This window comes from Planctomycetota bacterium, assembly GCA_038746835.1.
Taxonomy (GTDB): Bacteria; Planctomycetota; Phycisphaerae; order Tepidisphaerales; family Tepidisphaeraceae; genus JBCDKH01.
The window spans coordinates 1-8748 of sequence record JBCDKH010000157.1 but is presented as its reverse complement, the minus strand read 5'-3'; the positions used below and the strand labels follow the sequence as shown (position 1 = coordinate 8748).

Genomic DNA, 8748 nt, shown 5'->3' with positions numbered 1-8748 from the left:
GCTGTCGGTGTCGCGGCGCCGCTGGGGCACGCGCTTGCAACCGCGCTGCGGGCTGCGCGCCCCGCGCGTGCGCGTGCGGGTCTGTGGGTTCGCTGGTCCCCGCTCGCTCCCGCTCGGGGCTCGCTATCAGGCGCGCGCATCCAAACCGAGATTCGTATCAGGGAACCTCGAACGATCAGCGTCGTACGTCCATCGTCGCGTTACGGTGGGCACGATGGACCTGCCCAGCTCACCGCTGCAAGACGTGACGTCACACCTTGCCGACCCGTGCGTGATCGCGCGGGTCGAACTGCTGCGTGTGCCGCACGCGTGGCTTTGCCGGGTGACGGACCGTGACGGCGCAGAAGGGATCGCACCAGGATCGTCGCGGCTGTCGCTCTTCACGTCGCTGTTCAAGCAGCAGGCAGAGGTGGCCGTCGGGTTGGATGCTCGGCGAGTGCGCGCACTCTCCGATGCGATGTGGCGACACAAGAGCTCGTACAAGTTCGGCCTGCCAACGCGCGTCTGCATCGCGGCCGTCGAGATGGCGTGCCTCGACCTCGTCGGCCAGAAATCAGGCAAGAGCATCGGCGACATCGCGGGCGGACGACGACGTGACGAGGTCGACCTCTACCTCAGCCACACCGGCCGGCACACGTCGGCCGAGGAGGAAGTCGCCCTCTTCGCGCCGCGTGTCGAGGCCACCGGCTGCCGGGCGATCAAGTACAAGGTCGGCGGCCGGATGAGTCGGAACGCCGACGCCGCGCCGGGTCGGTCCGAAGCCGTCACACAGGCGTTGCGGAAGGCAGTCCCGAACGCCGAGCTCTGGGCCGACGCCAACGGCAGCTACGACGCGGATCACGCGATCGAGGTGAGCCGCATGCTGGCCGACTACGGCGTGGCGGTGTTCGAAGAGCCGTGTCCGTTCGACGACCTCGACGAGACCAAGCGTGTCGCCGAAGCCATCGACATGACCGTCGCCGGCGGCGAGCAGGATCACGCCTGGCCGACGTTTCGTCAGATGATCGGCGATCGCGTGGTCGACCTGCTCCAGCCCGACGCGCACTACGTCGGCGGACTCGACCGCAGCCTCGCCGTCGCCGGTGCCGCAAACCGGGCCGGCCTCCGCGTCACGCCGCACTCGCCCAAGTCGGGCCCCGAAGGCGTCTCGCTGTTGCACGTCGCGTCACTCGTCGACGACGTCGCGGCGTTCCACGAATGGTCCGTCCATCCAGAACCCAACGCCGACTGGTACGCCCCGCGCTTCGCCATCCGCGATGGCCGGCTAACGGTGCCGAATGGCCCGGGCCTTGGGCTGACCTACGACCCCGACGTGCTCGCACGAGCCGAGGTCGTCGTGACACGGAGTCACACTTGATTGAGCGCTCGTCATCCCGAGCGAGCGAAGCGAGTCGAGGGACCTCGCCGTCATCCGGCACCGTCGACCAGACGAGGTCCCTCGGCTATGCTCGGGATAACGGATGACCTCCCGGAAGGCTGGTTCCACCTCGCATCACTCCTGAGCGAGGGCCCCGAGCCCGCGAAGCGTGCCCTGCTCGACTTCTTCGAACTGCCAGTCGTCGCCGGGCCAGGTCGCGCGCATCAGCCCCGGCAGCACACCGCCGCCGCCGGTGGTGATGACGCGACGATCGACATCGCCGGCGACTTTGAGCAGGCGCTTAAGCCGACGCGAGTGATCGCCGACAAGGCCGTGCTTGACCGCTGTGAGCAGGTCCGCCCGCGTCGTTGCGAGCGTCAGGCCGGTGAACGCGCCGGTGGGTTGTTCGACGCTCTGTCGATCGCCGGCCAGATGCGGGTGGAAGGTGACGGACGTTTTTCGGCCGACCGGCTCGACGATGGCGGCGTTGAACTGTTCGTCGCTCCAGTCGGCAAAGAGCGTCCGCTTCGCCCAGGACAGCGCCGACCCACCCGCCGCCTGCGTTGCGGCGAGCACCCAGAGCCCGCCTGTTCCCAGCGGCCGACACAGCAACCCACTCGTCGGCCGAGGCTTCTCGACGCAAACGGCCAGCACGTCTGTCGAGCCGGCCGAGTGCATCAGCGTCCCCGGCTTCGCCCCGCCCACGAGCAACGGCCCGCTGCCATCGACGTATCCACCGAAAAGCGGCAGGCCGGTGGGTATGCCGAGGTCATTCTCGCGCGTCTCGCCGACAACCGTTGCCGCGTCGACAATCGGCGGCAGCTTGCTCATCGGGAACCGGGCGGCATCGCAGACCTCGCGAGACCACGCCATCCGTCGGATGTCGAGCATTCCCGTAAAGCCGGCGTTGCTCGGATCCATCGCCCAGACGCCCGACAGGCGGCGAAACAGCGAAGTGGGCAGGTGTCCGACCATCGCGGCGCGTCTCACCGAATCGGTTCTGTTGTTCAACCACGTTGCCGTCGTGACGCTGATTCCACCCGGTGTCGGCACGTTTCCGGTGAGCTGCCGGAACGTCACCTTCCGACCGGTGGTCGAATCAATGAGCTGCTGGGTCATGCCGCCGCGCCGATCCTGATGCGTGACGATCGGCGTGATCGCCCGGCCGTCCTCGTCCATCGCCAGCCACGCCGGGGCCATGGTCGTCAGACCCACGCGTTCAGCCGTCGAGACGTCGAGTTGCCCGACGGCCTGCCGGATGGCTTCGTCGATGCGCTCGGCCGGGACTTCGACGTAGATGCCGTCGTGGTCGGTCTCGAACGCTGCTGAGGCGACGTCGCTGGCGAGGTCCGTGCCGTCAAGCATCGCGGCCTTGACGGACGACGACCCCACGTCGATGGCGAGCGTGTGCGTCATGTCACAGCTCCGCCAACTGCTTCTCGGCGGCGGCGAGTTGATCGCGCGTCTCCTGCACCAGGTGCGGCGGGGCCTTGTCGGTGTAGCCCTTGTTGGCGAGCCGGCCCTTGAGCGATTTGACCTGCTTCTCCAACGCGGCACGCTCTTTCTCATTCCGCGCCGCATCGGCGGCCTCGTCGATGATGCCGCCGACGAGGATGTCGACGTCCCCCACCTTCGCCGACGCCGCGGCGCTAGCCGCGGATTCCGCATCAACTAATTCCGCATTTGCCCACGTCTCGAACGCCTGCCGAGCGTCGTCGAGCGTGATGCCCTTCAGATGCACCGGCACAACGCGCTTCGGCTCGACCTTGTGATCGGCCCGCAACTGACGCACCGCCAGCACCAGTTCCCGCAGCCGATCGACGTCGGCAATCGCCTGCTTGTCCGCCGCCGGCACATCGCTCGGCCACGCCGCGGTAATGCACCGCTCGCTCGCCGGACACGCGTAGTCGCCGACGCCCCGCTCCGCCGCGGCTTCGTTGAGCGACCACCAGAGCCGCTCGGTCGCGAACGGCACGATCGGATGCATCAGCCGAAGCGACCAGTCGAGACAGACCGCCAATACCTGCTTGGCCACCGCGTCGTTTGCCTTCGTGCGCGGCTTGGTGCTTTCGACGTACCAGTCGCAGAAGTCTCGCCAGAAGAAGTCGTAGCAGGCGGTCGTGTAGCGATCGAAGCGGTAGTCCGAGAGCGCGCCGTCGCAGGCTGCCACGGTCTGCGACAGCCGCGAGAGGATCCAGCGGTCGGTGACCTGCAATGGACCGGTCGACGCCGGTGCGGAAGCTCCGGGTTCCGAGGTCGGAGCTGCGTCGGTCGTCGCTCCAGAACCCGGAGCTTCCGCTCCGGCGTCTTGCAGATTCCCAATTACAAACCGGCTCGCGTTCCAGAGCTTGTTGCAGAAGTTGCGCCCGAGGTCGAACTTGCTGCTCGTGTTCCGCGCCAGCGGCACGTCGTCGCTCGGCGTCGCCTCGCCGGTCGCCAGGCCATAGCCGCTGACGGACCTGTTGCCCTTGTGCTCTTGGATCGGCTTGGCCACGACGTAGCCGGCGGCGTTCTTGAACGTTTGGGCCTCGAACGTCTCGCCGGTGTGCGGATCGACCGCATCGACTGGCAGCCGGACGTCCTGCGTGTGCGTCGCCATCCCGGCCAGCGTGAACCGCATCGCGTCGGCCCCGTGGGAGTCGATGATGTCCAAAGGATCCACGCCGTTGCCGAGGGATTTGGACATCTTCTGCCCATGCCCATCCTGGATCATGGCGTGGATGAAGACGTTGTGGAAAGGGAGGTTCCGCGAGTCGTCACTTTGCGAGCCCCGAGCGTGAGCGAGGGGTTCTGCCTGATCGTCCGAAACCCCTCGCTCACGCTCAGGGCTCGCATTGGTTTTTCGTGACTGCTCGTCCGGGTGGGCGAGCATGTAGCGATTGAACATCACCATCCGCGAGACCCAGAGTGTGATGATCTCACGCGCCGTGCACAGGACACTGGTTGGGTTCCAGATCTCCAACGCCGTCGTCCGCTCAGGCCAGCCGAGGGTGCTCATGGGCCACAGCGCACTGGAGAACCAGGTATCGAGGACGTCGGGGTCTTGCGAAAATCCAGACTTCATCATGAAGGCGGCTTCCTCACGCCACGCATCCGATGCTTGGTAGCGGGCATCGAAGCTGAGTGCTTTTCGAGCTTCCCCGCCAGATGACAGCTCCTGAATTGCAAACGCACATTGCTCGGTTGCTCCATTGCCCGACATCTTGCTCTGAGCATCGAGTGAATTGAAGATTGCAGGAACTGATTGAGTGGGAACGCCGACTTGCTCGCTCCACACCGGAATCCGGTGTCCCCACCAGAGTTGGCGGCTGATGCACCAGTCGCGGAGGGCGGCGTTCCATTGGCGGTACGTCTTCGAATACCGCTCCGGCACGAACGTCAGCACGTCGTCGCCAAGCGAAGCGACCGCAGAACCCCCTTGCGAGCCCCGAGCATGAGCGAGGGGTTCTGAGCGATTCCCAGAAACCCCTCGCTCATGCTCGGGGCTCGCGGGTTCTTCTCGAAAAGGTGCGGGACTGAGCGGACGACCTTGCTGATCGACGGTGTAGCGAATCGCTCCGTCAAGCGAAGCAGTCGACTTCAGGTATCGCGTGCTTCCATGACGCGTCCAGACCTTTTGGTCTGCTCCCGCCAAGTTTGCTTCTCGCAACGACCGCGTCGCACGCGCCTTGAAGTCAGACATCACCTTCTCGGGTGTCGCGTCTGCGCTGACAACGGCATGCAAGTGATTCGAGCGGACATGCAACGCGTGGAGCGTCCAGCCGCGATGCTCGCATACGCCGATGATCGCGTTTTGAGTTGTGGTTCGTTGACTTTCATGCAGTTCTGTCGGCGCGTGCTTGAGACGAGCAAACTGTCGACGCTCCTCTGCCTCGTCCCCGACGAGGTACGGCTCACCCGGGATGTTGTGTCCCTTTCGGTCCGCGCTTCCGGGCTCGCGTCCCTGAAGCCACGTTCCGTAGGTCGTGAACGTGATGAGGTACGACAACGTCTCACCCCTCGAGCCCCGAGCGTGAGCGAGGGGTGTCTGCTGTTTGTCCAAAACCCCTCGCTCACGCTCGGGGCTCGCGGGAGTTCCTTCGAGCGCCATCAACGCCAGGCCCGCCAAGCTGTTCGCCGGGACGTCAGTGCCTTCGACGAGGCCGGTGTCTTCCATCCACGGGATCGGCTTCTGGACGGCGACGTACCACTGGTCGCTCAGGTACGGCTCGACCGGGACGTGGCTGCGGTAGCTGTGGCCGACGCTGTGGCGGTATGGGACGACCTTCTCCAACAGGCCGTTGTCCTTGAACCAGGCGACGATCTGTTTGCGGGCTTCCTCACGACTCAGGCCGACGAACTGCTTGGCGGCGTCGGTTTCGGCGGTCCAGCCGTGGGCGTCGCTGATCGACGCGTCGGGGGCCATCGTGTTGATGACCTCGAGGTCGTGGCGCTGGCCGATGTCCCAGTCGTTCGGATCGTGGGCCGGCGTCACCTTCAGGAATCCGGTGGCGAACTTCGCCTTCGGATCATCCTCGTCCCCCGGCATGACGACGTAGTCGTCTTCGACAATCGGGATCTCACGCTCCACGATCGGCAGCAGCACCTTCACCCCGCGCAGCGACTCCGCCCGCGGGTCTTTCGGGTTGATCGCAACGGCCGTGTCGCCGAGCATCGTCTCGGGACGCGTCGTCGCGACGGTGATCGTCTCGTCGGAACCGACGAGCGGATACTTCAGGTAGTAGAAGTGCCCGTCGATCTCCTCGTTCTCGACCTCGTCATCGGCGAGCGCCGTTTGCGTTGCCGGGTCCCAGTTGACGAGGCGTTTGCCGCGGTAGATGAGACCGTCCTTGAAGAGGCGGAAGAAGGCCTCCCGGACGGCCTTGCTCCGCTGCTCGTCCATCGTGAAGCAGGTGCGTTCGTAATCACAGCTGCAGCCCATCGCCTTGAGCTGGCCGAGGATGACCTGTTCATACTCGTCCTTCCACGCCTGCACCTTGGCGACGAACTCGTCGCGGTCGTAGTCGGTGCGACGCTTGCCCTCGGTCTGCAGGAGACGTTTCTCGACCACCGTCTGCGTCGCGATGCCGGCGTGGTCGGTGCCGGGAATCCAGACGGCGTTCTTGCCCTGCATGCGGGCGTGGCGGACGAGGATGTCCTGGATCGTGTTGTTGAACGCGTGCCCGAGGTGCAGGCGGGCCGTCACGTTCGGCGGCGGGATGACGATGCAGAACGGCTCCTTCGTCGCGTCCGGCTCGGCGTGGAAGCAGCGCTCGGCCTCCCAGACCTGCTCGACCTCCTTCTGAACGTCGGCGGCTTCGTAGCGCGGGGGAAGCTGGGTCGTCGTGTCAGTCGTCATGTCGCTCCTGCAGGTTAGCCGGTAGTGTCGATGGTCTTGGTCGATTCGCCCGAGCCGAGCATCGACGTCGAACCCGGCCCGTGGCTGCAGATCGGCCCCCCGAGACGGCTTCGACGGGTCACGGCCACGCTGCCAATTGCCGCGGCTCGTCTGCCGGAGGCGGGTCTGCGGATCGTCCACCTGAGCGACCTGCACCTTCGGCGGACGGTGCCGCGCGGGCTGGTTCGGCTGGCGGAGGAGCTTCGTCGCGATCCGCCGGACCTGTTGCTGTTCACGGGCGACTTCGTCGACGACAAGCTGACGCCGACGCGGCACATCGCGACGCTGGCGGCCGTGCTCGACGGGTTTCGCGGGGTCGCGCGGCTCGGCAGCTTCGGCATCATCGGCAACCACGATGGCGACACCATCGCCGCCCGGCTCGAGGCGATGGGCGTCATGCCGCTCCACGGCCGATACCTGCGCGTCGAGTCGGGCCAGACCGTCGTCGACCTGCTGGGCATGCCCGGCACGTTCCGCCACGAGTGGCCCGAGGCGGGCTCGCTGACGCGTGACGCGGACGTGCCGCTCGTCGTGCTGAACCACTACCCGGACGAGGTGCGTCGGCTGTCGCTGCTTCGGCCGGACCTTTACCTCGCGGGTCACACGCACGGCGGGCAGATCGCCCTGCCAACCAGACCACTGATGACGCACGACACGCTGCCGAACGCGATGAGCAGCGGCATCCACCGCGTCGGCGAGACGTGGCTCTGCGTGTCGCGTGGCGTGGGGACGACGCGGTTGCCGTTTCGCGTTTTCAGTCCGCCGGAGTGGATCGATCTGCGTCTGGTGCGGGCGAACGAACCAGAATGAGGCGTTGGCGTAGTCAGATAAAGTTGCAACCACGCGACCTCTCGGCATAATCGCCAGCAGCGGCCGTGACAGGACGTCCCCGCATCATCACTTCGCACCCTGCACGGAGGCAGAAACCATGGCAATTTCCCTAGCTCCCGCCCGTCTCGCCGGCACCGCTGCCGTCGCTCTTCTCGCGACGACGCTCGTTGGCTGTGTGAACCAGGAAGACTACCGCGCCCTCGAGGCCCAGCGGAACGACCTAGCCGACCAGCTTGCTCTCGCACAGCAGCAAGCCACCAGCAACGCCACGCTCGCCGAAGGCTACCGCGAGCAGCTGGGCCGCATCGGCGACGCCGATCGCTCCGCCGACGCTGTTCTGGCCAACTACGAGATGCAGATCGCCAGCCTCACCGGCGAGCGCGACGAGATCGCCCGTCGCTACGAGGAGCTGGTCGGCAAGATCGGCACCGGCCCGGCTCTGCCCGCTGCGCTGACGAGCGAGCTGTCCAGCTACGCCGCCCAGAACCCGGACCTGATCACCTTCGACGCTGATCGCGGCATCGTGAAGTTCAAGAGCGACGTCACCTTCAAGTCCGGCGATGCCGAGCTGCTGGCCGACGCGAACCAGGCGATCCAGCGGTTCGCCCAGATCCTCAACTCGCCGGTGGCCCGCAGCTACCTGCTGAACATCGAAGGGCACACGGACAACGTCACGTCGTTCAGTGCCAACACGAAGGCCAAGGGTCACAAGAACAACTGGTACCTCTCGTCGCACCGCGCGATCAGCGTGGCCGAGGGTCTGATGGGTCAGGGCGTCAGCGCGACCCGCGTGGCCGTCGTCGGCCGGGCGGACCAGGAGCCCGTCGCCAGCAACGCCACCGCCGGCGGCCGGGCTCAGAACCGTCGCGTCGAGGTGATGATCCTCCCGCAGACCGTCCAGGGCGGCGGCACTGCGACTGCCACACCCGAAGTCGAAGCCATGCCCGCCGCCGCGGAGATCGAGCCAACCGGCATCGATGACTCCGGCTCGATGAAGTGAGCCCGGGCGTCTTCGGGCACCTGTGGCAACCAAAGCACCAGGCAGCTGCGACCTTGAGGGTCGCAGCTGCCTTTGCGTCAACGGCGACGTTTGGCACGATCCGACAGCCCGAGCGCAGGCGAGGGACCTCGCAGCGCGTTTGTGACGACAACCAGGCGAGGTCCTTCGACTCGCTGCGCTCGC

5 protein-coding genes are annotated in these 8748 nt (G+C 66.2%); 3 read left to right on the top strand and 2 right to left on the bottom strand.

Going from position 1 to position 8748, the window contains the following annotated elements; translation table 11 throughout:
* The first annotated feature begins 214 nt into the window (after positions 1-214).
* Entirely contained in the window at positions 215-1357 is a 1143-nt protein-coding gene (locus AAGI46_13345) for a mandelate racemase/muconate lactonizing enzyme family protein (protein ID MEM1013191.1), read from the top strand.
* Between the two features lie 135 nt (positions 1358-1492).
* Here the strand turns inward: AAGI46_13345 and AAGI46_13340 are convergent, their stop codons facing one another.
* On the bottom strand, positions 1493-2773 hold the full coding sequence (locus tag AAGI46_13340) for an FGGY-family carbohydrate kinase (protein MEM1013190.1): 1281 nt from the start codon (positions 2771-2773) through the stop codon (positions 1493-1495).
* 1 nt (position 2774) lies between these two features.
* The gene (locus AAGI46_13335) at positions 2775-6695 is read right to left on the bottom strand and encodes a class I tRNA ligase family protein (GenBank protein ID MEM1013189.1); all 3921 of its coding nucleotides are present in this window, start codon (positions 6693-6695) and stop codon (positions 2775-2777) included.
* A gap of 36 nt (positions 6696-6731) precedes the next feature.
* Between AAGI46_13335 and AAGI46_13330 the strand changes: the two genes are divergently transcribed.
* Both AAGI46_13330 and AAGI46_13325 read left to right on the top strand, forming a co-directional pair.
* Complete coding sequence (locus AAGI46_13330) at positions 6732-7544, top strand: metallophosphoesterase (protein MEM1013188.1); 813 nt, start codon at positions 6732-6734, stop codon at positions 7542-7544.
* Positions 7545-7662: 118 nt separating this feature from the next.
* Positions 7663-8565 (top strand): OmpA family protein, encoded by a 903-nt coding sequence (locus AAGI46_13325; protein MEM1013187.1) that lies wholly within the window; start codon positions 7663-7665, stop codon positions 8563-8565.
* Positions 8566-8748: the final 183 nt, after the last annotated feature.

What these genes read in the sequence shown, in the direction of transcription:
- AAGI46_13345 (MEM1013191.1), top strand. Translation starts at nt 215, where the DNA reads ATGGACCTGCCCAGCTCACCGCTGCAAGACGTGACGTCACACCTTGCC.
- AAGI46_13340 (MEM1013190.1), bottom strand. Translation starts at nt 2,773, where the DNA reads ATGACGCACACGCTCGCCATCGACGTGGGGTCGTCGTCCGTCAAGGCC.
- AAGI46_13335 (MEM1013189.1), bottom strand. Translation starts at nt 6,695, where the DNA reads ATGACGACTGACACGACGACCCAGCTTCCCCCGCGCTACGAAGCCGCC.
- AAGI46_13325 (MEM1013187.1), top strand. Translation starts at nt 7,663, where the DNA reads ATGGCAATTTCCCTAGCTCCCGCCCGTCTCGCCGGCACCGCTGCCGTC.